Origin of the sequence: Pseudomonas flavescens (assembly GCF_013408425.1) — a bacterium.
Taxonomy (GTDB): Bacteria; Pseudomonadota; Gammaproteobacteria; order Pseudomonadales; family Pseudomonadaceae; genus Aquipseudomonas; species Aquipseudomonas fulva_A.
In genome coordinates, this window is the sequence record NZ_JACBYV010000001.1 from 1,679,057 (window position 1) to 1,703,291 (window position 24,235).

A 24,235-nucleotide genomic window follows, 5' to 3' on the forward strand; every position below is an offset into this window, starting at 1 on the left:
CGGGCGCGGCTATACGAAAAGGTCGCAATTCGCCGCTCAGGAGGCGGAAGTGTCCTGCTCCATCTGCGCCCATACGGCCGGCGCACCAGCGGATTTCTCGATAGCGGCCAGTCGTGCGACGTGTGCGGCAAGGTCGTCGGCGCTGGCGGCGATCACCGCCCCCCGAGCACGGTCTGCCGGTAGGCGACGAATCGGTGTCGGCTGCTGACGGCCATTGCCGTCGCCTTCGGAACCATCACCCGCCAGGGACAGGTTGGTCTGCCCACCGGTCATCGCCAGGTAGACGTCGGCGAGAATCTCCGAGTCGAGCAAGGCGCCGTGCAGTTCGCGGCCGGAGTTGTCAACGCCATAGCGCTTGCACAGCGCATCAAGGCTGTTGCGCTGCCCCGGATGACGCTCGCGGGCCATTTGCAGGCTGTCGAGCACATCGCAGTAGGAGGCCAGATCGGCGCGATCGTGCTGACCGATCAGGGCGAACTCGTTATTGAGGAAGCCCACGTCGAACGGCGCGTTGTGGATGATCAGCTGCGCGCCCTTGATGAACTCGTAGAACTCGTCAGCGACTTCCTTGAAGCGCGGCTTGTCCTTGAGGTCTTCGCTGGTGATGCCGTGAACCGCGATGGCGCCTTCGTCGATCTCGCGATCCGGCTGCAGGTATACATGGAAGTGGCGTCCGGTCAGGCGGCGACCCTCGACCTCGACGCAGCCGATCTCGATGACCCGGTGGCCATCGCTGACCGGCATACCGGTGGTTTCAGTATCCAGTACGACTCTACGCACGCTTCATGCTCCTGATGTCTTCGACGCCGCGGTTGGCCAGTTGGTCCGCACGTTCATTGCCGGGGTGGCCGATGTGGCCGCGCACCCATTGCCAGGTCACGTTGTGCCGGTTCACCTGCTCGTCGAGTTGCTGCCACAGGTCGGCATTCTTCACCGGCTCTTTCGCGGCGGTTTTCCAGCCACGCTTCTTCCAGTTGGGCATCCATTCCTGAATGCCCTTCATGACGTACTGCGAGTCGGTGACCAGGCGTACGTCACAGGGGCGCTTCAGTTCGGCCAGGCCGCGGATCGCGCCCATCAATTCCATGCGGTTGTTGGTGGTCACGGCTTCACCACCCCACAACTCCTTCTCCACACCCTGGAAGACCAGCAATGCGCCCCAGCCACCGACGCCGGGATTGCCCTTGCAGGCACCGTCGGTGTAAAGCTCAACTTGTTCGGACATTCAGCGCCTTTCTATCTATGGTCTGATTCGATAATGCAACAGCGCTCAGGGCGCGTCGCTATCGCGACGGCTGACCTTGGCTACCGGCATGGGCACCAGCTTGCCCATCGGCTCGCGACGGGACTGGCGCAGCGGGCGCAGGCCGACCACCAGCTTGCGCGCTACCAATACGTAAAAACCGCCACCCGGCGACTGCCAGGCTCCGCCCCAGCGTTCCAGAGGGGCTAGCCGAGCCTGCCAGGCAGCGGAAGCAAGCGGCGGACGATAACATCCGAAGCGCCGTTTCTCCAGCGCGAAGCCAAGCAGGTTGAGCCAGTCGCCAAGGCGCCCGGGAGCGATGCAGCGCGCGTCGTGGAGGATGTCATGGGCGAACAGATGGCGTACTCCCCAGGCACTCAGCGGGTTGATCCCCACCACCAGCAGATGGCCGCCAGGGCGCACGCTGCGTGCAGCTTCGCGCAGCAGCCCATGGGGTGACTGGCAGAAATCCAGACCGTGCTGCAGCACCACCACATCGGCGGCATGCTCGACCAGCGGCCAGGACTGTTCCTCGCAGACGATCTCGACCCCCGCGAATGGCGCGCCAAGGCGCACGCTGCGCTGAATCTGCTGGGTTTCGATGGCGGTTTCGGCACAGGGGCCGTAATGCACCAGATAGCCGCCGAAGAAGCGTGCCAGTTCTTCATCGAGCAGGCGCTGCTCCTGCTCCAGCAGCAGACGCCCCAGCGGGCTGGTGAACCATTCTCGGGCAGCACCGATCAGCTGGAGCCAATCGGCATCGGCCTGGGCAAAGGGATTGTCGCTCATGGACGCTTGCTCACGGACTCTTGTTCATAGGGATCACCTGCATGGCCATCTTCAACAATGACACCTAAGATGCACCTTTGTCCCCAACTTGGCGACCACCTGATGATCAAGATCGAAGCCCTGAGTGCATTCTCGGACAATTACATCTGGCTGCTCCAGGATGAGCCGCGCAAGCGTGTCGCCGTGGTCGACCCCGGTGATGCCGCGCCCGTGCAGGCCTGGCTGCACGCTCGTCCCGACTGGACCTTGAGCGACATCCTGATCACCCACCATCACCCCGACCATGTTGGCGGCGTCGAGCAATTGCGCCGTGACAGCGGTGCCCGCGTCTATGGCCCTGCCAGGGAAAACATCCCCGCCCGCGACCAGGCGCTGGTCGATGGCGAACGTATAGAAGTGCTTGGCCTCTGCTTTCAGGTGATCGACGTACCGGGCCATACCCTTGGCCACATTGCCTTCTACCAGGGCGACCATCACTGGCTGTTCAGTGGCGACACCCTGTTCGCGGCAGGCTGTGGCCGGCTGTTCGAAGGAACGCCAGCGCAGATGCACCATTCGCTGCAACGCCTCGCCGCATTGCCGGATGACACCCTGATCTACTGCGCCCACGAATACACCCTGAGCAACCTGCGCTTCGCCCACGCGGTCGAACCCGAGAATCCGGCGATCGCCGAACGCCTGCAACAGGTCACCGAATGGCGTGAGCAGGGTCGTATCAGCCTGCCTTCCGTGCTGGAACTGGAACGGGCGACCAACCCCTTTCTGCGCGGCGCTGAAACATCGGTTAAAGAAATGATCGCCAGCCGCGAGGGTCGCCCGATCGACAGCGAGGCCGAGGTTTTCGCCGCGTTGCGCGCCTGGAAGGATCGCTTCTGAAGCGCCGACTGAGCCGCAAAATTCTGGTCAAAACTTGACCACCCCTGGATCGGTTTCTAGAATCCCCCGACTTTCGATCCAGGACGCCCCCACCAACCAATGCCTTCGCAACCTTGTAACTCATTGAATTCAAAGGCATTGGCCTTGCGCTACCCGGCGCTCGCCGTGGCCATCTGTGCCGTTCTCAGCGGCTGCCAGAGCCTGGATCAACAGAACGTTGATTCAGCCCCAGCGGTCGATTTGAGCGGCAGAACGCCGCATGAGCCCCTTTGGATCAATGGATCGGCCCAGGCCGAGCAGCCCAAGGACATCTGGGAGCGGGTACGCGCGGGTTATCAGTTGCAGGACAACATCGGTGTCAACCCGCGTATCGAGCAACAACGCCTGTGGTTTGCCAGCAACCCGTCGTTCGTCGAGAAATCCGGCGAGCGCAGCAGTCCCTACATCCACTACATCGTCGAGCGCCTGCAGGAGCGCAACATGCCGATGGAGCTGGCGCTGCTGCCGATGATCGAAAGCGCTTACAACCCCTTCGCCTATTCCCCAGCCGATGCGGTGGGTCTGTGGCAGTTCATCCCCTCCACGGGGCGCAACTTCAACCTGCGCCAGACCAGCTGGTACGACGGCCGTCGCGACGTCACGGCATCCACCCAGGCCGCCATGAACTACCTGGCCCGCCTGCACGAGATGTTCAACGGTGACTGGCTGCTGGCCCTGGCTGCCTACAACGCCGGTGAAGGTCGAGTCAGCCGGGCCATCGAGCGCAACCAGAAGCTTGGCTTGCCCACCGATTACTGGAACCTGTCGCTGCCTCAGGAAACCCAGAATTACGTGCCCAAGCTGCTTGCCCTTTCCCAGGTGATCATGGCACCCAACGCTTACGGCGTGAGCCTGAGCCCGATCGCCAACGAACCCTACTTCGAGGAGGTGGAGCTCAAGCAGCGCATGGATCTTTCCCGGGTCGCCGCACTCGCCGAAGTCGATGAAGACGAGCTTTACCTGCTCAACCCGGCCTTCAAGAAGCGCATCACCGTCGACGGCCCACAGCATCTGCTGGTGCCGACGCAGAAAGTCGAACTGCTGACTGCCAACCTGTCGACTCTCAAGCCCGAGGATCTGCAGAACTGGCAGGAGTACGTGGTGCGTCCGGGCGATAACCTGCACGGCATCGCCAACCGCTACGAGCTGAGCGTTGCCAGTATCAAGGAGCTCAATCAGATCGCCGGCAACACCCTGCGCGTCGGCCAGCACCTCAATCTGCCAAGCACGGCGCAACCGGCACCGGACTCGACGCCGCAACGCACGGTCAATACCGCCATCGCCTCGCGCAGTTATCAGGTGCGCAACGGTGACAACCTGTGGCAGATCGCCAAGGCTCACAACGTCTCGGTCACCGACATCCGACGCTGGAACGCGCTCAAGGGCAACGCCCTGCGCGTCGGCCAGGACCTCAAGCTGCAGGGGGGCGCGAGCACCCAGGCAGTCGCCCGCGCCGAGCGCGACGACGTGACCTACTACAAGGTACGCAAGGGTGATTCGCTGCACCTGATCGCCAAGCGTTTCAACGTGCAGATGAAGAACCTGCAGAGCTGGAACCCGAGAACCGGCAAGGCGCTCAAGCCAGGCCAGGTCCTGACCCTGCGCCTGCCTGACTGAAGCGCATTGCAACACACTTGATGCACACCGCCGGGGCCGGTCTTTTTCCTGTACAGACAAGCTGTTACTGTACGGAGACCTTTGCCGCCCCGGACCGGATATTGCACTTGAGACGCCCTCTCCTCTCGCTGATTTTCGGCCTGGCCACCAGCTTCCCGGCCCTGGCAACGCTCAGCGAAAGCCACGGGTATGCGCAGTTCGGTGCGCTCAAGTATCCAGCCAGCTTCACCCACTTCGACTGGGTCAACCCCGAGGCCCCCAAAGGCGGCACCTTGCGGATCATGGCGTCCGGCAGCTTCGACACGCTCAATCCCTACACCTTCAAGGGCACCAGCCCGGTCGCCACGGCCAACTTTCTGCAATATGGCGTGAACGAACTGAACGAGCCGCTGATGGTCGGCACCGGAATGTACGACCCCTCCGGTGATGAACCCGCGTCCAGTTACGGGCTGATCGCCCAGTCGGTGGAGTACAGCGAGGATCGCAGCTGGGTGGTGTTCAATCTGCGTCCGGAGGCACGCTTCCATGATGGCAAGCCGATTACCGCCTACGACGTGGCTTTTTCGTACCGCCTGCTGCTCAAGGAGGGGCACCCGCAGTACCGCACCAACCTGCAGGAAGTGAAGCGGGTCGACATCCTCAATCGCCATCGCGTGCGTTTCGTTCTCAAGCGCTCGAACAATCCGCTGCTGATCCTGCGCCTGGGCGAGTTGCCGGTGCTGCCGCAGCATTACTGGAAGGACCGCGATTTCAAAGCGACCACCTTCGAGCCACCACTGGGCAGCGGCCCTTATCGAATCACCCGGGTCAACCCCGGACGCAGCCTGAGCTTCGAGCGGGTCGAGGACTGGTGGGGCGCCTCGTTGCCGGTCAACCGCGGCAAGTACAACTTCGATCGCGTCGAGGTGGATTTCTACCGCGACAGCCATGTCGCCTTCGAAGCCTTCAAGGCCGGTGAGTTCGACCTCTACATCGAACAGCAGGCGAAGAACTGGGCCAACAGCTACCGCTTCCCCGCCGTCACTCGTGGCGATGTGGTACGTGCGGAAATTCCTCACCAGATTCCTACTCAGACTCAAGCGCTGTTCATGAACACGCGCCGTGGCACTTTCGAAGACGTGCGAGTCCGCGAGGCCCTGGGCCTGATGTTCGATTTCGAGTGGACCAACCGCACGCTCTTCAACAGCTCCTACACCCGTGCAGCAAGCTACTACCCGAACAGCGAGTTCTCTGCCAAGGGCAAGCCGGAAGGAGCAGAATGGCTGCTGCTGTCGCCCTTTCGTGCACAACTGCCGCCGAAGCTGTTCACCGAACCGTTCCAGATGCCGGTCACCGATGGCCGCGGCATCCCCCGCGAAACCTTGCGCCATGCCCTCGGTCTATTGGCCGACGCTGGCTGGAAACCCTCTGGCCAACGCTTGCTGAACGACAAGGGACAGGCGCTGCGTTTCGAGATCCTGCTGGTCAATCCCAACCTCGAGCGTATCCTTCAGCCCTTTACCGAAAACCTCGCGAGCATCGGCATACAGGCCAACCTGAGAACCGTGGATCGTGCCCAGTACAAGCAACGTCTGGATCAGTTCGAATTCGACATGATATTGCTGACCCTGCCGCAAACCCTCAGCCCAGGCCTGGAGCAGTCACTGTACTTCCACTCCAGCCAGGCCAGCGTCAAGGGCGGGAAGAATTACGCAGGCATCAACGACCCGGTGGTCGACGCCCTGCTGGAAAAACTGCTCTCTGCCCGCAGCCGCGACGAACAGGTGGCCGCTACCCGCGCCCTGGATCGGGTGATGCTCTGGCAGTACTACACCATTCCAAACTGGTACATCGACTATCACCGCCTGGCGTACCGCAATCGCTTTGCATTCGTCACCACGCCGCCCTACACGCTGGGGCTGCGCACCTGGTGGCTGAAAACCACGGAGAACACCCGATGACGCATCCACTGCGCTCATTTCTGATGCATGGCAGCGCCCTGCTGCTGCTTGGCCTTGCCAGCCTGTCCCAGGCTGCCCCACAGCATGCCCTGACGCTTTACGGCGAGCCGCCGAAGTACCCGGCCAACTTCAAGCATTTCGACTACGTCAATCCCGATGCGCCCAAGGGTGGCATCCTGCGTCTGCCAGGCCTCAATGGCTTCGACAGCTTCAACCCGTTCATCCCCAAAGGTAACGCGGCCGACCGTGTAGGGCTGATCTACGACACCCTCACCTACCACTCGCCGGACGAGCCTTTCACCGAGTACGGGCTGCTGGCGGAAAAGGTCGAAAAGGCCGCAGACGACAGCTACGTACGCTTCTTCCTCAACCCCAAGGCGCGCTTCCACGACGGAGAGCCAGTGACCGCCGAGGACGTGATCTTCACCTTCAACGCGCTTCTCGAACATGGCGACCCCATGTACCGGCACTATTACGCCGATGTCGCCAAGGTCGTCGCCGAGAACGAACGCACCGTGCGCTTCGACTTCAAACACGCCGGCAACCGCGAGCTGCCGCTGATTCTCGGCCAGTTGGCGGTGCTGCCCAAGCACTGGTGGGCGGAGCGTGACTTCTCCCGAGGCAGCCTGGAAATTCCCCTGGGCAGCGGCCCGTACCGCATCGCGGGTTTCTCGCCGAACAGTTCGATCCGCTTCGAGCGCGTCAAGGACTGGTGGGCCAAGGACCTGCCCGTGGCCCGCGGCCAATACAACTTCGACGAGATTCGCATCGAGTACTTCCGCGACATGGCGGTGGCCCTCGAGGCGTTCAAGGCTGGCCAGTTCGACGTCAACCTCGAGTACTCGGCCAAGGATTGGGCCACCGGCTACAACTCACCGGCCCTGCGCGCCGGGCGCTTCGTGCAGGAGGCCTTCCCCAACCGCAATCCGGCCGGCATGCAGGGTTTCGTGTTCAACATCCGTAAGCCGATGTTCCAGGATCCACGCGTGCGTGAGGCGATCGCGCTGCTGTTCGATTTCGAGTGGGCCAACAAGCAGCTGTTCTACGGCGCCTACAAGCGCACCAACAGCTACTTCGAGAACTCGGAAATGGCTGCCACCGGTCTGCCCAGCGAAGCTGAGCTGAAGCTGCTGGAGCCACTGCGCGGGAAGATCCCGGAAAAGGTGTTCACCGAGACGTTCAAATCACCGGTCAGCGATGGCAGCGGCATCATCCGTGACCAGGCGCGCCGCGCGTATCAGTTGCTCACGGAGGCAGGCTATCGCATCGAGAACGACAAGATGGTCGACGCCAACGGCAACCAGCTGGCCTTCGAGTTTCTCAATCACCAGGCCAACCTGGAGCGGGTGATCCTGCCGTTCAAGCGTAATCTCGCGGAGCTGGGCATCGACCTGCAGATCCGCCGCGTCGACGTATCCCAGTACATCAACCGCCTGCGCTCGCGGGACTTCGAAATGACCTCGACGATCTGGCCGCAGTCCAGCTCTCCAGGCAACGAACAGCGCGAATTCTGGCACTCCAGCAGCGCCGACAATCCAGGCAGCCGCAACGTCATCGGCTTGCGCGATCCGGCAATCGATCAACTGGTAGACGGCTTGATCCGCTCCGACTCGCGGGCGTCGCTGATCACCCATACCAGAGCGCTGGATCGCGTTCTGCTATGGGGCAACTACGTCGTGCCCAACTATTACGTCGACGCCTACCGCGTGGCCTACTGGAAGCGCTTCGGGCATCCGGAAAAATCGCCGTTGTACGATTACGGCCTGATGACCTGGTGGCAGGAAAAACCCGTCGGCGAAGTGGTCACCCCTGAAGAAGCGCCCACCACCGAGCAGGAAGAACGCTAGATGCTGTCCTATATCCTGCGGCGCCTGCTGCTGATCATTCCGACCCTGTTCGGCATTCTGGTGATCAACTTCGTGATCATCCAGGCCGCCCCCGGTGGCCCGGTCGAGCAGATGATCGCCAAACTCGAAGGTTTCGATGCCGCCTCCGGTGGGGCCACCGGAAGAATCTCCGGAGGCGGCGGTGGCGAGGTGTCCACCGCCGGTTCCAATTACCGCGGCGCGCAGGGCCTCGACCCCGAGCTGATCGCCGAGATCGAGAAGATGTACGGCTTCGACAAGTCGGCGCCCGAGCGTTTCTGGATCATGCTCAAGAACTACGCCCAACTGGATTTCGGCGAGAGTTTCTTCCGTGACGCCAAGGTCATCGACCTGATCATGGAGAAGATGCCCGTATCCATATCCCTCGGGCTATGGAGCACCCTGATCATGTACCTGGTATCCATTCCGCTGGGCATTGCCAAGGCCACCCGACACGGCAGCGCCTTCGACGTCTGGACCAGCTCGGCGATCATCATCGGCTACGCGATTCCGGCATTCCTGTTCGCCATCCTGCTGATCGTGCTGTTCGCTGGTGGTAGCTATTACGACTGGTTCCCGCTGCGCGGACTGACCTCGAGCAACTTCGACGAACTGAGCTTCAGCGGCAAACTGCTGGACTACTTCTGGCACCTGGCACTGCCGGTCACGGCGCTGGTGATCGGCAACTTCGCCACCCTCACCCTGCTGACCAAGAACAGCTTCCTCGACGAGATCAACAAGCAATACGTGACCACCGCCAGGGCCAAGGGCCTGAGCAACACCCGCGTGCTCTACGGCCACGTGTTCCGCAACGCCATGCTGCTGATCATCGCCGGTTTTCCGGCCGCCTTCATCGGCATCTTCTTCACCGGATCCTTGCTGATCGAGGTGATCTTCTCTCTCGACGGCCTCGGCCTGCTGAGTTTCGAGGCGGCGATCAACCGCGATTATCCGGTGGTCTTCGGCACCCTGTTCATCTTCACCTTGCTGGGACTGGTCGTGAAACTGATCGGCGACATCACTTACACCCTGGTCGATCCGCGTATCGACTTCGAAAGCAGGGAGGCCTGACTCATGGCCCTTTCCCCGCTCAACCAACGCCGATTCGAACGCTTCAAGGCCCACAAACGGGGCTGGTGGTCGCTATGGATCTTCCTTGCGCTGTTCTTCGTGACCCTCGGCGCCGAGCTGATCGCCAACGATAAACCACTGGTGGTCAGCTATGACGGCGAGCTGTATTACCCCGTGCTCAAGCGCTACCCGGAAACCACCTTCGGTGGCGAGTTCCCGCTGCAGGCCAATTACAAAAGCCCGTATATCCGCGATCTGATCGAGCAGAAGGATGGCTGGATGGTCTGGCCGCCGATTCCCTACAGCTACTCCAGCATCAATTACGACCTCAAGGTACCCGCCCCCGCACCGCCCTCGGCGGACAATTGGCTGGGCACCGATGACCAGGGGCGTGACGTGCTCGCCCGGGTGATCTACGGCTTCCGGGTGTCCGTGCTGTTCGCCCTGACCCTGACGCTGGCGAGCTCGGTGATCGGCGTTGCCGCGGGCGCCTTGCAAGGCTTCTATGGTGGCTGGGTCGATTTGACCGGGCAGCGCATTCTGGAAATCTGGTCAGGCCTTCCGGTGCTGTACCTGCTGATCATCCTCGCCAGCTTCGTGCAGCCCAACTTCTGGTGGCTACTGGGGCTGATGCTGCTCTTCTCGTGGATGAGCCTGGTGGATGTGGTACGGGCTGAATTCCTCCGTGGCCGCAACCTGGAGTACGTGCGCGCTGCCCGCGCGCTGGGCATGCGCAATGGCTCGATCATGTTCCGACACATCCTGCCCAACGCCATGGTGTCGACCATGACCTTCCTGCCCTTCATCCTCACTGGCGCCATCGGCACCCTCACCGCGCTGGACTTCCTCGGCTTCGGCCTGCCTGCCGGCGCCCCGTCGCTTGGCGAGCTGGTCGCCCAGGGCAAGTCCAACCTGCAGGCGCCATGGTTGGGGATCAGCGCCTTCGCCGTGCTGGCCATCATGCTCAGCCTGCTGGTGTTCATTGGTGAGGCCGCTCGCGATGCCTTCGACCCGAGGAAATAAGATGACCTATCCCGAAAACCTCGTCGAAGTCCGTGACCTGTCCGTTGCATTCGTCAATGGCGACAGCCACCGGCAGGTGGTCAACACCATCAGCTTCGACATTCGCCGGGGCGAAACCCTGGCTCTGGTCGGTGAAAGCGGCTCTGGCAAATCGGTTACCGCCCATTCGATCCTGCGTTTGCTGCCCTACCCGCAGGCGCAGCACCCCAGTGGCAGCATTCACTACGCCGGTGAGGATCTGCTCAAGATCAGCGAGAGAAAGCTGCGCGGCATTCGTGGCAACCGTATCGCCATGGTGTTTCAGGAACCGATGACCTCGCTGAACCCGCTGCACAGCATCGAGAAGCAGATCAACGAGGTGCTTGCCCTGCACAAGGGCCTGAGTGGCAAGGCAGCCACACGGCGCACTCTGGAGCTGCTCGAGCTGGTCGGCATACCGGAGCCGCAGAAGCGCCTCAAGGCCCTGCCCCACGAGCTCTCTGGCGGGCAGCGGCAACGGGTGATGATCGCCATGGCCCTGGCCAACGAGCCGGAACTGCTGATCGCCGACGAGCCGACCACCGCCCTCGACGTCACCGTGCAATTGAAGATTCTCGAATTGCTCAAGGAGCTGCAGGCGCGTCTGGGCATGGCCATGCTGATCATCAGCCACGACCTCAACCTGGTGCGACGTATCGCTAACCGCGTCTGCGTGATGCAGAACGGCGAACTGGTCGAACAGGCTCAATGCGAGGCGCTGTTCACCAGCCCGCAACACCCCTACACCCGCGAACTGCTGGCCGCCGAACCGGATGGCAACCCGGTGGCCACGCAAGCCGCTGAAACCATGCTCGAAGTGGATGACCTGCGCGTCTGGTTTCCGATCAAGAAAGGCCTGCTGCGCCGCACCGTCGATCATGTAAAAGCGGTGGATGGCATCAATTTCAGCCTGCAGCGCGGCCAGACGCTGGGTATCGTCGGCGAAAGCGGCTCCGGAAAATCCACGCTGGGGCTGGCCATTTTGCGCCTGATCGGCAGCCAGGGCGGCATACGCTTCGACAAACAGTCACTCGATGGCTTGTCGCAAACGCAGGTGCGTCCATTCAGGCGACAGATGCAGGTGGTGTTCCAGGATCCCTTCGGCAGCCTCAGCCCGCGCATGACGGTGGCCATGATCGTTGGCGAAGGCCTGCGTATCCATGGCATCGGCAATGCTGGCGAACAGGAGCAGGCGATCATCGACGCGCTTCAGGAAGTCGGTCTGGATCCCGAAAGCCGCCACCGCTACCCCCACGAGTTCTCCGGTGGACAGCGGCAACGTATCGCCATCGCTCGCGCCCTGGTGCTCAAACCGGCGCTGATTCTGCTGGATGAACCTACGTCGGCACTGGATCGTACCGTGCAACGTCAGGTCGTCGAGCTGCTGCGTTCGCTGCAGACCAAGTACAACCTGACCTACCTGTTCATCAGCCATGACCTTGCAGTGGTACGAGCGCTCAGCCATCAGTTGATGGTGGTCAAGCAAGGTCAGGTGGTCGAGCAAGGCGACGCCGAGGCGATCTTCCGGGCACCACAGCACGCCTACACCCAGCAACTGCTGGAAGCGGCGTTTCTGTCGCCGGCCAGCAGCGCATAAACCTGCGGTAATGCAACGCAAAAGGCCCCGCTGTCCTGCGACGCGGGGCCTTTTCTTTGCACCGAGACAGGTCGGCAGAAACACAAAGGCCCCGAAACCGGGGCCTTTGCTCACTGGCGGACAGCGGCGCTTAGAAGCGCTCGATGTCTGCCTTGCTCTCCAACTGCTTGCGGAAGGCTGCAAAGTCCTGCTGGCCACTGCGCGAAGCGAGGAAACGGCGGTACATCGCCTTCTCCTCATCACTCAGTGCCTGCTCAGGCTCGCTGACACCCTTCAGGCGTACCACCACGAAGTCACCGTTGCCCAGCGTAACGCCAGTGAACTCGGAAGCGTCACCAGTCGGCTTGGGCATGCGGAACAGCGCCTGCAGCACGGCCGGGTCGACACCTTCCTGGTTACGGGTAGCGGCTTCCACCACCTGCCAGTCACCGCCCTCTGCCTGCGCCTTGCCGTCACGCAGCTCGGCGACCAGCGCCTCGCCAGCGGCCTTGGCCGCTTCGCTGGCACGGGTCTGGGTCAGTTGGCCACGGATGCTGTCGCTCACCTGCTCCAGCGTCAGCTGTTGCGGCTTGCGGTGCTCCTTGACGCGAACGACCACCAGTGTGCTCGGGTCGAGCTCGATGGCACCGCTGTTGCTGCCATCTTCCAGGACTTCCTGACTGAATGCAGCCTGCAGCACCTGACGGTTGCTGGCTAGGCCCTGGCCACCCTGACGACCGAACGGCTCGCTGGTCTGCACTTTCAGACCGAGTTCCTGAGCTGGCTGAACCAGATCGGAGGACTCGAATGCGGCGTCTTCCAGCTGCTTGGTAGCTTCGACGAAACGCTGCTCGACACGCTGCGCCTTGAGATCGGCCTCGAGCTTGTCCTTCATGCTGGCGAGCGTCGGGACCTCAGGCGCCTGTACGCCCAGCAGCTTGATCAGGTGCCAGCCGAATTCGCTGCGTACCGGTGCCGATACTTCGTCCTTGTTCAATGCGTATAGGGCATCCTCGAAGGCAGGGTCGTAGACACCCTTGCCTGCGTAACCGAGATCACCACCTTCGTTGGCGGAACCCGGGTCCTGGGAGAACTCCTTGGCCAGCGCAGCGAAGTCTTCGCCTTGCTGCAGACGCTTCTGCACGTCGTCGATCTTGGCTTTGGCCTGCTCGTCGCTGACGTCGCCGCCGACCTCGATGAGGATATGGGCTGCCTGGCGTTGCTCTGCCAGGTTGGCGATCTCCGACTCGTAGGCAGCCTTCAGCTCTTCGTCGCTGACGGAAATTTCCGAGAAGAAGGCATCCTTCTTCAGCTCGACGTACTCGAGTACCACCTGCTCCGGGCTCATGAACTGAGACTGCTGGGCGTCGTAGTAAGCTTTGACGTCGTCGTCGCTGACCTGCACCGAGCCGGCATCCACCTTGATGGTGCGGGTGGCGAAATCGCGGGTCTGCTTTTCCAGGCGAGCGAATGCCGACACTTCTTCATCGGTGACGAAACCGCTACCGGACAGACCTGCACGCAGCTGGCCGATCAGCATTTCCTGCTCGAGCATCTGACGGAACTGCATACGGGTGTAGCCAAGCTGGCGGATCACCTGATCGAAACGCTCGGCGTTGAAGCGGCCATCCACCTGAAATTCAGGTGTCTGCACGATTACCTGATCGAGAGCGGGTTGAGAAAAGGCGAATTTGGCATCCGCAGCGCCCTGCAGCAGCAGAGAACGCTCGATCAAGCCTTTCAGCGAAGCCTCACGCAGCAGATTTTCGTCCAGCAGAGATGGGTCGAATTCCTGGCCGAGCTGCTGCAACAGCTGACGGCGCTGCATTTCCACAGCTTGATTGAGTTCGTTCTGGCTGATCGCCTGGCCATTCACTTCGGCAGCATTCTGGCTGTTGCTGGCACCCGTGATGATGGCGTCAACGCCGGTCAACGCCATGAGGACGACGATCAGGCCGATGATGGTTTTGGCAATCCAACCCTGTGAATTGTCCCTGATATTTTGCAGCATGCTTCCCCCAGAACGACCACGTACTAAGAATGGCCGCGCAGCGTGGGTAAAATCCGGATAGAAGAAAGGCGCATCCTGGGATGCGCCTTCTCGTAACGTGCGAAGCGGATCGGGATCATCAATCTACAATCCCCGGCGTTACGGACCAGAAGGTCCTATTGCCGCTCCGCAACCGAGCCGGGGTTAACCGACCCGGCGGGCAAAAGCCCGAAGACGCTTAGTTGACGGCGTCTTTCAGTGCTTTACCAGCTTTGAAACCTGGGATCTTGGCAGCAGCGATGCTGATCGGCTTGCCAGTCTGCGGGTTACGGCCAGTACGAGCAGCGCGCTCTTTGACAGCGAAAGTACCGAAGCCTACCAGTACCACGGAGTCACCAGCTTTCAGAGCGCCAGTAACGGATTCAATCACTGCGTCCAGCGCACGGCCAGCAACAGCTTTCGGGATATCAGCAGATGCAGCGATGGCATCGATCAGTTCCGACTTGTTCACTCTAAGTCCCCTTAATTTCGGTTGAGTTTGTTTCTTGATTTTAATGGAAGCGAATCGGGTGCTGGATGGCTCTGCCGACACGATAAGAGCCGCTTTATAACAAGGGCTCTAAAATTGTGTCAAGGAAGCCGCCCGGCTAATGCGTGCTGATTCGCTCCTTGGAATCAGACTCGCGTTTTTCATCCTTTGCAACCAACTCCGGAGCCGCGTCTGGCAAGGGCTCCGGGGCGTATTGCAGCGCAATTTGCAGGACCTCGTCAATCCATTTAACCGGTTTAATCTGCAGGTCCTGCTTGATGTTCTCCGGAATCTCCTTCAGATCGCGAACATTCTCCTGGGGAATGATCACGGTTTTGATTCCACCACGGTGCGCCGCGAGCAGTTTTTCCTTGAGGCCACCGATCGCCAGAACCTGCCCGCGAAGGGTGATTTCCCCGGTCATCGCCACATCGGCGCGGACGGGAATCTGGGTCAGAGCGGACACCAATGCGGTGCACATGCCGACGCCCGCACTGGGGCCATCCTTCGGCGTAGCCCCCTCGGGCATGTGGATATGAATATCGCGTTTCTCATAGAAATCCGGGGCCACTCCAAGGCTCTTGGCACGGCTGCGGACCACTGTTTGCGCGGCTGTGATCGATTCGACCATGACATCGCCAAGCGAGCCGGTCTTGATCAGATTGCCCTTGCCGGGCACCACTGCCGCCTCGATCGTAAGCAGCTCGCCGCCCACCTGAGTCCATGCCAGACCGGTTACCTGGCCGATCTGATCCTGCTGTTCGGCAAGGCCATAGCGGTGCTTGCGAACGCCCAGGAAGTCCTCGAGCGAATCGGCCGTGACCAGCACATGGAAGCGTTTTTCCTTCGCGTGTTTCTTGACCGCACGCCGGCAGACCTTGGCGAGTTGCCGCTCGAGACTACGCACACCCGCTTCTCGCGTGTAGTAACGAATGATGTCACGGATCGCCGCTTCCTCGAATTCCAGCTCGGTTTTTTTCAGGCCATTGGCCTGAATCTGCTTGGGCGCGAGGTATTTGACGGCGATATTGACCTTTTCGTCCTCGGTGTAACCGGGCAGACGAATCACCTCCATACGATCCAGCAGTGCCGCCGGAATGTTCATGGAGTTGGCGGTACACAGGAACATCACGTCGGACAGGTCGTAATCGACCTCGAGATAATGGTCGTTGAAATTGTGGTTCTGCTCGGGATCGAGCACTTCGAGCAGCGCGGAGGCAGGATCGCCGCGCATGTCCTGGCCCATCTTGTCGATTTCATCGAGCAGGAACAGCGGGTTGCGCACGCCGACCTTGGTCATTTTCTGAATCAGACGACCAGGCATCGAACCTATGTAGGTACGCCGATGGCCACGAATTTCCGCCTCGTCCCGTACGCCACCCAGGGCCATGCGCACGAACTTGCGGTTGGTGGCGCTGGCGATGGACTCGGCCAGCGACGTCTTGCCCACGCCAGGCGGGCCTACGAGGCACAGGACGGGGCCCTTGAGCTTCTTCACGCGCTTCTGCACGGCAAGATACTCGAGGATACGCTCCTTCACCTCCTCGAGGCCGTAATGGTCGGCATCGAGAATGTTTTCGGCACGGGTCAGGTCCAGGCGCACCTTGCTCTGGGCCTTCCAGGGCACGTTGACCAGCCAGTCGATGTACGAACGGACCACCGTGGCCTCGGCGGACATCGGCGACATCTGCTTGAGCTTGTTCAGTTCGGCCTGGGCCTTGCCGTAGGCTTCCTTGGTCAGCCCGGCGTTCTCGATGCGGCGCTTGAGCTCATCGAGCTCGTTGTGCCCCTCTTCGTTGTCACCCAGCTCCTTCTGAATGGCCTTCATCTGCTCATTCAGGTAGTACTCGCGCTGGCTGCGCTCCATCTGCTTCTTGACGCGGCCACGGATGCGTTTCTCGACCTGCAGCAGGTCGATTTCGGCATCCAGCAGGGCCAGTACGTGCTCGACACGGGTCGGCAGATCGACGATCTCGAGGATTTCCTGCTTCTGCTCGATCTTCAGCACCATGTGGGCAGCCATGGTATCGACCAGACGGCTGGGCTCATCGATGCTGTTGAGTGACGACAGCACTTCGGCAGGCACTTTCTTGCCTAGCTGTACGTATTGTTCGAACTGGCTGAGCAGGCTGCGGGTGAACACCTCGGCCTCACGCTCCGGCGCGTCGATCTCGTCGAGTAGCTGGACCTCGGCACGGCTGTAGCCGTCGGCCTCGAAGAACTGCTCGATCTCGCCGCGCTGCTCGCCCTCGACCAGCACCTTGACGGTGCCATCGGGCAGCTTGAGCAATTGCAGCACGGTCGCAACGGTGCCGACTCGGTAGAGCCCTTCTTCACTCGGTTCATCGTCAGCGGGATTCTTCTGGGCCAGCAGCAGGATCTGCTTTTCCCCGTTCATCGCCGCTTCGAGTGCTTCGATGGATTTCTCGCGCCCCACGAAAAGCGGGATGACCATGTGCGGATAGACCACGACATCGCGCAAAGGCAGGAGAGGCAATTCGATGGTTGTCTTCATGATTTTGGCTCTACAGCGGCCTTGCGGCCGTAAACGGTGGGATTACCCTTGGCCCTAAGATGGGGGTAGCCCCAGGAAAAAACAAGCACTGCTGTCGGCAAAAACAAAGGGGCCCGCAGGCCCCTTGCTTTCAACATATGACAAACGCGTTATGCGTCTGGTGCTGCCTTGGCAGGCGGCTCGCTGTTTTCGTAGATCAACAGCGGCTTGGAACTGCCGTCGATGACACTCTCATCGATGACCACCTTGCTGACGTCCGATTGCGACGGAATCTCATACATGGTGTCGAGCAATACGCCTTCGAGAATCGAGCGCAGGCCACGGGCACCGGTCTTGCGTTCCAGCGCCTTGACAGCGACGGCCTTGAGCGCGTCGGGACGGAACTCGAGATCCACCCCCTCCATCTCGAACAGCTTGCCGTACTGCTTGGTCAGTGCGTTCTTCGGTTCGGTAAGGATCTGCACCAAAGCAGCCTCATCGAGCTCTTCGAGGGTCGCGATAACCGGCAAGCGACCTACGAACTCGGGGATCAGACCGAACTTGACCAGATCATCCGGCTCGATTTCACGCAGCGATTCACCGATTTTCTTATCGGCTTCCTTGCTGCGCACTTCAGCCCCGAAACCGATGCCACCTTTGGTGGAACGGTTCTGAATGACCTTCTCGATGCCGGCGAAAGCACCACCGCAGATGAACAGGATATTGCGCGTGTCGACCTGCAGGAACTCCTGCTGCGGATGCTTGCGACCGCCCTGCGGCGGAACCGAGGCAACGGTGCCCTCGATCAGCTTGAGCAGCGCCTGCTGAACACCCTCCCCCGACACGTCGCGGGTAATCGACGGGTTGTCAGACTTGCGGGAAATCTTGTCGATTTCGTCGATGTAGACGATGCCCATCTGGGCCTTTTCGACATCGTAGTCGCACTTCTGCAGCAGCTTCTGGATGATGTTCTCGACATCCTCACCCACATAGCCCGCTTCGGTCAGCGTGGTAGCGTCAGCGATGGTGAACGGCACGTTGAGCAGACGCGCAAGCGTTTCGGCCAGCAGAGTCTTGCCCGAACCGGTCGGGCCGAGCAGCAGGATATTACTCTTGCCGAGCTCGACATCATCCTTCTTCTCGCGCTGATTGAGGCGCTTGTAGTGGTTGTACACTGCGACTGCCAGGATTTTTTTCGCGCGCTCCTGACCGATCACGTACTGATCGAGGATCGAGCTGATTTCCTTGGGAGCCGGCAATTTGTGCGCGTTATTCTCGGCCTGTGCTTCCTGCACCTCCTCGCGGATGATGTCATTGCACAGGTCAACGCACTCGTCGCAGATAAAGACGGAGGGTCCGGCAATCAACTTGCGCACTTCATGCTGGCTTTTGCCGCAGAAGGAGCAATAAAGCAGCTTGCCGTTGTCTTCGCCATTGCGGGTGTCAGTCATTCGTTCGATCCAAATCCGATAGGCTTACACAGAAGATGAAGGCTCTTGCGGGCTTTTTCAAGCCCGCAAATGATCAGACTAGCCGATCAAATCCATTCTGAACGGATTGAGTCAGGCTGGCCGCTGAGCGATGACTTCGTCGATCAGCCCATACTCAAGAGCGGCATCCGCACTCAGGAAGTAGTCACGGTTGGTGTCGCGCTCGATTTCTTCAAGCGTACGCCCACTGTGCTTGGCCATCAGCGTGTTGAGGCGCTCACGGATGAACAGGATTTCCTTGGCGTGGATTTCGATATCCGACGCCTGCCCCTGGAAACCGCCCAGCGGCTGGTGAATCATCACGCGCGAGTTCGGCAGGCAGTAACGCTTGCCGGCTGCCCCAGCGGTCAACAGGAATGCACCCATGCTGCATGCCTGACCGATACAGGTGGTCGAGACATTCGGCTTGATGAATTGCATGGTGTCGTAGATCGACATACCAGCTGTCACCGAACCGCCTGGCGAGTTGATGTAGAGGTGGATGTCCTTGTCCGGATTTTCCGCCTCGAGAAACAGCAGTTGCGCACAGATCAGGTTGGCCATGTAGTCCTCTACCGGTCCAACCAGAAAGATCACGCGCTCTTTGAGCAACCGCGAATAGATGTCATAAGAGCGCTCACCACGGGCGGACTGCTCGACAACCATAGGGATCAGACCGCCAGCGGCCTGAATGTTGGGCATTTGCTGCATGAAAGGATTGTGCGACATTTCCAGCACTCGCTCCCTAATAAAAGTCATGTCTCGAATACGCATAAGCCAGCACTGAGGCTGGCTTATGGTTTTCTCGAACGAGGTGAAGAAATCAGGCGGCTTGTGGAGCTTCTGCCGGCTTGACTGCTTCTTCGTAAGAGACCGATTTGTCAGTCACATTGGCCTTCTGCAAAACAGTATCTACAACTTGCTCTTCCAGTACAACCGAACGCACTTCGTTCAGCTGCTGGTCGTTCTTGTAGTACCACGCCACGACCTGCTCTGGCTCCTGGTAGGCCGAGGCCATTTCCTGGATCAGCTCACGGACGCGGGCGTCATCCGGCTTCAGTTCGAACTGCTTGACCACTTCGGCGACGATCAGGCCGAGGGACACGCGGCGCTTGGCCTGCTCTTCGAACAGCTCAGCCGGCAGTTGGTCGGGCTTGATGTTGCCGCCGAACTGCTGAACGGCCTGCACACGCAGGTTGTTCACTTCGTTGGCGATCAGCGCTTTCGGCACGTCGACCGGGTTGGCAGCCAGCAGGCCTTCCATTACCTGGTTCTTGATCTTGGACTTGATGGCCTGACGCAGCTCACGCTCCATGTTCTTGCGAACCTCGGTACGGAAACCTTCCAGGCCGCCTTCCTTGATACCGAACAGGGTGAAGAACTCATCGTTCAGCTCTGGCAGTTGCGGAGCGGAGACGCTGTTCACCTTGACGGTGAATTCGGCGGTCTTGCCGGCCAGATCGAGGTTCTGGTAGTCCTCGGGGAACGTCGGGTTGATCACGCGCTCTTCACCGGCTTTGGCGCCGACCAGGGCGTCTTCGAAGCCAGGAATCATGCGGCCGGAGCCCAGAACCAGCTGAGTGCCGGTAGCGGAACCGCCAGCGAAGGCTTCACCGTCGATCTTGCCGACGAAGTCGATGTTCAGCTGGTCATCTTTCTCGGCAGCACGCTCGACAGCTTCGAAACGGGTGTTCTGCTTGCGCAGGATATCCAGCATGTTGTCTACGTCGGAATCGGCAACGTCAGCCTGCTGACGTTCGATGGCGATGCCCTCGAGGCCACCGACCTTGATTTCCGGGAACACTTCGAACGTGGCGACGAACTCCAGGTCCTTGCCCTTCTCCAGCACTTTAGGCTCGACCGAAGGCTGGCCGGCTGGAGCGAGCTTCTGCTCGGCAATGGCTTCATAGAAGGAGGACTGGATGACGTCACCGACCGCTTCCTGACGCGCGTCAGCTTCGAAACGCTGACGGATCACGCTCATTGGCACTTTGCCAGGACGGAAACCGGGGATCTTGGCCTTCTGTGCAGTCTGCTGCAGACGCTTGTTGACCTGAGTCTCGATACGCTCGGCCGGCACAGTAATGCTCATGCGGCGCTCGAGAGCGGAAGTGCTTTCAACAGAAACTTGCATGGATATTCCTCGTTGCACAGACGTATGCCGGCCGTTTACCGGCCCCATTCAAGGGCATGCATTCTAGAGGGAGGTGTTGCAGAAGTCACCCTAGATGCAGGTGGCAAACGGGAGGGGCGCTAAATATGGTGCGGACGGAGAGACTCGAACTCTCACGCCTTGCGGCGCTGGAACCTAAATCCAGTGTGTCTACCAATTCCACCACGTCCGCGTGGTAATACATTTTTTACAAACAAAAACGCCAGGCTTTTTAGGGCCTGGCGCTTTCAGAATATGGGGTGGACGAAGGGGATCGAACCCTCGACACCAGGAGCCACAATCCTGTGCTCTACCAACTGAGCTACGCCCACCATATTGCTTTACCGCTTCACTTGTGCCGATTCACCTAGTGGCGCACCCGGCAGGACTCGAACCTGCGACCATCCGCTTAGAAGGCGGATGCTCTATCCAGCTGAGCTACGGGCACTTATCCATCCACTAGAGCAGACTTCAAGCTTCGACTGGAGCGGCGACTTTCGTTGCTGCCTTTGCCGCTTTACCCTGTCACTTGCTGTGCTCGCCAAGTGGTGCGCATCTTATAGAGGCACCCCAGAGCCGTCAACACCCAAATCTAAAAAAATTCAGTTAGATAAAGGAGTTACACCAAATCTGCTGTCTGGCGCCTTTGCCCTTCCTTAATGCCATGCGAGAATGCGCGTCCTTTTTCACTCCCCTTCAATGGTTAATCGAGCGCAATGACCGCACAACTGATAGATGGCAAAGCGATTGCCGCCAATATCCGCCAGCAGATCGCCCAGCGCGTCGCCGAACGGCGCCAGCAAGGACTGCGTGCGCCCGGCCTGGCAGTGATCCTGGTCGGCAGCGACCCCGCCTCTCAGGTTTATGTCGCGCACAAGCGCAAGGACTGCGAGGAAGTCGGTTTCGTTTCCCGCGCGTATGACCTGAGCGCCGAAACCAGCCAGGACGAACTGCTGGCCCTGATCGATTCGCTGAATGACGACGCCAGCATCGACGGCATTCTGGTTCAGTTGCCGCTGCCGGCACACCTCGATTCCTCGTTGCTGCTCGAGCGCATCCGTCCGGACAAGGACGTCGATGGCTTCCATCCCTATAACATTGGCCGCCTGGCCCAGCGCATGCCGCTGCTGCGCCCCTGCACCCCCAAGGGCATCATGACCCTGCTGGCGAGCACCGGCCAGGATCTCTACGGCCTGCACGCCGTGGTGGTAGGCGCTTCGAACATCGTTGGTCGGCCAATGGCCATGGAGCTGCTGCTGGGCGGCTGCACCGTGACCGTCACGCACCGTTTCACCAAGGATCTGGCCGGCCACGTGGCCCAAGCCGATATCGTCGTGGTGGCGGCCGGTAAACCCGGACTGGTAAAGGGTGAATGGATCAAGGAAGGCGCCATCGTCATCGACGTGGGCATCAACCGGCAGACGGACGGCAAACTGATTGGCGACGTGGTGTACGAAACCGCCCTGCCCCGTGCGGGCTGGATCACCCCGGTGCCAGGCGGCGTAGGCCCGATGACCCGCGCCTGCCTGCTGGAAAACACCCTGCATGCAGCGGAACACCTGCACGCCTGATGGCGTTTCGCAGCAATGAAAACGGCGCCTTCGAGGCGCCGTTTCTATTTCAGTGCACCCGTCGCTCCCTGCGGCTTGCGCACGAACCACAGTACCCGGCTGACGCCGCGGGTCACCGCCACATAGCCCAGGCGCAGACTTTCATCGGCCATGGCCTGATCGTAGCTGTTGGCGAAGAAGCCACAATAGGCGTACAGCGCGTTGCGCAACGGATGAGGCGTTGACGGCAGGCAGTCGTCGATGATGATCGCCACCTCGGCCTGCAGGCCCTTCGCGCGATGGATGGTGTAGGCCTTGACCGGGAGCTTGCGATCGAGCCCGGCCTGCACCTCCTTGAGGGTCTCGTTACGCCGCCCCAGCAGCAGCACCGCGGTGCGCTCCCCGGAATCGATGGAGCTGGCGTATTCACACTGGGCGGCGATTTCCTTCAGCAGATCGGGCATCTGCCGGGCCAGATCGAATGGCGTCACCAGTTGCACGCCATGCCCGCCGGGCGGCGTGGCCCTGATCGCTTCGGTGGTCTTATCCTGCTTCACGGCCACTTCGCGCAGTATCGACTCGGCGTCACGGATCACCGGCTGGATCGAGCGGTAATTGGCCTGCAGCATCAGCACCGCGCTCTTGCCCTTGCCTTTGCTCGGGAAGTGCCGATCGAAGGCCATGAACAACTCCGGCGAACTGCCGCGCCAACCGTAGATCGACTGCCAATCGTCACCGATGGCCATCAGGCTCACCGCCACCGAAGCGCCGGCTAGGCGCCGATGCACGGCCTGCAGCCATTGCACGATCTGCGGTGAGACATCCTGGAATTCGTCGATCAACAGGTGGGTGAAGCTGGCCAGCGCCTCGGCGGGCAGCCGCTCGTCGCCGTCCTCGAGCATCTGCGTCAGTTGTTGAAAGGCGCCGTTGAAAGTCATCAGGCCCTGCTCGCCAAGACGCTGCCGCAGTGCCTGCCAGAAAGCCTGCAAGGCGAGGAGAAAAAGGCGCTCCTGCTCCGAACAAGGCACCGCGGCCACCGCCAGCTGGTCGATACGAATGCCGATGCTCTCGATAAAGCCTGCCTGCCCGTGGAACACCTCGAACAGTGGTGCGGCATGCAGCTCGCCTGCCAGCCTGAATGGTTGCATTGGCGCTTTGGGCAAAGGCTTCTGCTCATCCGGCGCTGGCGAACCCAACAAGGCGTGAACCTGCGAGCGAAACGCCGGACTCTCGGCGTAGCACGCCTGGTAGACCTCTTTGAGCAGCCGCCCCTGCGCAGCCCCCAGACGCCCGCCGGCCAGCGGATTATCGGGCTCGCTGGGCGAGGCCTGTCGATCACCGAGCTGCTCGAACCAGCCTGGATTGCCCAATACCTGACGGGCCAGCACGCCCATGGCGGAGTGAAAGGTACGCACGCACTGCTGTACAGCCCGCTCGTCGACCGGCGACGACCAGAACCCCAGCACCTTGAGCAGCCGCTCGCGCAGCTCGACGCAGGATGCATTGGTAAAGGAAATCACCGTCAACCGCTCGGGCTCGATGTTCAGGTGACAGAGCATGAAGACCACACGCAGCACCAGCGTCGTCGACTTGCCCGATCCTGCACCGGCAAAGATGCGCGTCAATGGCGCGCGCCCCAGAATCATCGCCCACTGCTCGTCGGAGGGCGCACCGACCACTCCGACCGCTACGGCTCGGGCGACGGTGTCACGCATGGCCTGCTCCTGAGCCGAGCTGATTTTCATCGCTGCAGCCGAGTAGATACCGGCGCTCGTGCGCCTAACGGGCTTTTTTGTTGCGGAGCTTGCGCCCTTCCCTGCGCGTTTTGGAGCTGCAGCTTTTTTGGCAGAGGTGGTTTTTCCTTTGGCTTTCGGTGCAGCCTTCAGGCGTTCGGCCGCCGCATGCTTCTCAGCCTCGAGATAAGCGGCGGTACGCGGAAAATAGCGGGCCAGCGTGGTGGACAACAGAAGTTTGTAACGCGTCAGCATGGTTTT

Annotated in this window: 18 protein-coding genes and 3 tRNA genes; 8 read left to right on the forward strand and 13 right to left on the reverse strand. The window is 60.7% G+C overall.

Features of this window, described 5'->3' with window-relative positions; translation table 11 throughout:
* Positions 1–36: 36 nt before the first annotated feature.
* Genes dnaQ through FHR27_RS07415 form a run of 3 tightly spaced genes read right to left on the reverse strand, consistent with a single transcriptional unit; the run spans position 37 to position 2,032 of the window.
* Entirely contained in the window at positions 37–780 is a 744-nt protein-coding gene (dnaQ, locus tag FHR27_RS07405) for a DNA polymerase III subunit epsilon (RefSeq protein ID WP_082045724.1), read from the reverse strand.
* Positions 773–1,225 carry a ribonuclease HI gene (gene rnhA / locus FHR27_RS07410; RefSeq protein WP_042552587.1) on the reverse strand — a complete coding sequence of 151 codons (453 nt, stop codon included), beginning with the start codon at positions 1,223–1,225 and terminating at the stop codon, positions 773–775. The genes dnaQ and rnhA overlap by 8 nt, the downstream gene beginning before the upstream one ends.
* Positions 1,226–1,270: 45 nt before the next feature.
* Positions 1,271–2,032, reverse strand: coding sequence for a class I SAM-dependent methyltransferase (locus tag FHR27_RS07415; RefSeq protein WP_179538195.1), 762 nt, complete (start codon positions 2,030–2,032; stop codon positions 1,271–1,273).
* Positions 2,033–2,134: 102 nt separating this feature from the next.
* Here FHR27_RS07415 and gloB point away from each other — a divergent pair, with 102 nt between their 5' ends.
* From gloB to FHR27_RS07450, 7 genes are all read left to right on the forward strand, one after another.
* A complete protein-coding gene (gene gloB, locus FHR27_RS07420) occupies positions 2,135–2,908 on the forward strand; it encodes a hydroxyacylglutathione hydrolase (protein WP_179540054.1) in 774 nt (257 codons plus the stop codon).
* Between the two features lie 99 nt (positions 2,909–3,007).
* Positions 3,008–4,564: a LysM peptidoglycan-binding domain-containing protein gene (locus FHR27_RS07425; RefSeq protein WP_042552584.1), complete on the forward strand. Its 1,557-nt coding sequence runs from the start codon at positions 3,008–3,010 to the stop codon at positions 4,562–4,564.
* 107 nt (positions 4,565–4,671) lie between these two features.
* Complete coding sequence (locus tag FHR27_RS07430; protein ID WP_179538196.1) at positions 4,672–6,504, forward strand: extracellular solute-binding protein; 1,833 nt, start codon at positions 4,672–4,674, stop codon at positions 6,502–6,504.
* Positions 6,505–6,527: 23 nt separating this feature from the next.
* Positions 6,528–8,351, forward strand: a complete 1,824-nt coding sequence (locus tag FHR27_RS07435) for an extracellular solute-binding protein (RefSeq protein ID WP_231570113.1) — start codon at positions 6,528–6,530, stop codon at positions 8,349–8,351.
* Entirely contained in the window at positions 8,352–9,440 is a 1,089-nt protein-coding gene (locus FHR27_RS07440) for a microcin C ABC transporter permease YejB (RefSeq protein WP_042552581.1), read from the forward strand.
* 3 nt (positions 9,441–9,443) lie between these two features.
* On the forward strand, positions 9,444–10,463 hold the full coding sequence (locus FHR27_RS07445; protein ID WP_042552580.1) for an ABC transporter permease: 1,020 nt from the start codon (positions 9,444–9,446) through the stop codon (positions 10,461–10,463).
* Between the two features lies 1 nt (position 10,464).
* Positions 10,465–12,078, forward strand: coding sequence for an ABC transporter ATP-binding protein (locus FHR27_RS07450; protein WP_179538197.1), 1,614 nt, complete (start codon positions 10,465–10,467; stop codon positions 12,076–12,078).
* A 130-nt stretch (positions 12,079–12,208) separates the two neighbouring features.
* Here FHR27_RS07450 and FHR27_RS07455 read toward each other — a convergent pair whose 3' ends face one another.
* The 9 genes from FHR27_RS07455 to FHR27_RS07495 all read right to left on the reverse strand — a co-directional run bounded on the left by FHR27_RS07455 (position 12,209) and on the right by FHR27_RS07495 (position 21,139).
* Positions 12,209–14,068 carry a SurA N-terminal domain-containing protein gene (locus FHR27_RS07455; protein ID WP_179538198.1) on the reverse strand — a complete coding sequence of 620 codons (1,860 nt, stop codon included), beginning with the start codon at positions 14,066–14,068 and terminating at the stop codon, positions 12,209–12,211.
* Between the two features lie 217 nt (positions 14,069–14,285).
* Positions 14,286–14,558, reverse strand: coding sequence for a nucleoid-associated protein HU-beta (gene hupB, locus FHR27_RS07460; RefSeq protein WP_003239952.1), 273 nt, complete (start codon positions 14,556–14,558; stop codon positions 14,286–14,288).
* Between the two features lie 136 nt (positions 14,559–14,694).
* Complete coding sequence (gene lon / locus FHR27_RS07465; RefSeq protein WP_042552577.1) at positions 14,695–17,091, reverse strand: endopeptidase La; 2,397 nt, start codon at positions 17,089–17,091, stop codon at positions 14,695–14,697.
* Positions 17,092–17,240: 149 nt separating this feature from the next.
* Positions 17,241–18,521: an ATP-dependent Clp protease ATP-binding subunit ClpX gene (gene clpX / locus FHR27_RS07470; RefSeq protein ID WP_042552576.1), complete on the reverse strand. Its 1,281-nt coding sequence runs from the start codon at positions 18,519–18,521 to the stop codon at positions 17,241–17,243.
* Between the two features lie 111 nt (positions 18,522–18,632).
* Positions 18,633–19,268, reverse strand: coding sequence for an ATP-dependent Clp endopeptidase proteolytic subunit ClpP (gene clpP, locus FHR27_RS07475; protein WP_042552575.1), 636 nt, complete (start codon positions 19,266–19,268; stop codon positions 18,633–18,635).
* A gap of 94 nt (positions 19,269–19,362) precedes the next feature.
* On the reverse strand, positions 19,363–20,673 hold the full coding sequence (gene tig, locus FHR27_RS07480) for a trigger factor (RefSeq protein ID WP_179538199.1): 1,311 nt from the start codon (positions 20,671–20,673) through the stop codon (positions 19,363–19,365).
* A gap of 126 nt (positions 20,674–20,799) precedes the next feature.
* Positions 20,800–20,884, reverse strand: a tRNA-Leu gene (locus FHR27_RS07485).
* Between the two features lie 63 nt (positions 20,885–20,947).
* Positions 20,948–21,023, reverse strand: a tRNA-His gene (locus FHR27_RS07490).
* A 39-nt stretch (positions 21,024–21,062) separates the two neighbouring features.
* A tRNA-Arg gene (locus FHR27_RS07495) sits at positions 21,063–21,139 on the reverse strand.
* Between the two features lie 268 nt (positions 21,140–21,407).
* Between FHR27_RS07495 and folD the strand changes: the two genes are divergently transcribed.
* Positions 21,408–22,262: a bifunctional methylenetetrahydrofolate dehydrogenase/methenyltetrahydrofolate cyclohydrolase FolD gene (folD, locus tag FHR27_RS07500; RefSeq protein WP_042552573.1), complete on the forward strand. Its 855-nt coding sequence runs from the start codon at positions 21,408–21,410 to the stop codon at positions 22,260–22,262.
* A 44-nt stretch (positions 22,263–22,306) separates the two neighbouring features.
* Here folD and FHR27_RS07505 read toward each other — a convergent pair whose 3' ends face one another.
* Entirely contained in the window at positions 22,307–24,229 is a 1,923-nt protein-coding gene (locus FHR27_RS07505) for a UvrD-helicase domain-containing protein (RefSeq protein WP_179538200.1), read from the reverse strand.
* Between the last annotated feature and the right edge of the window lie 6 nt (positions 24,230–24,235).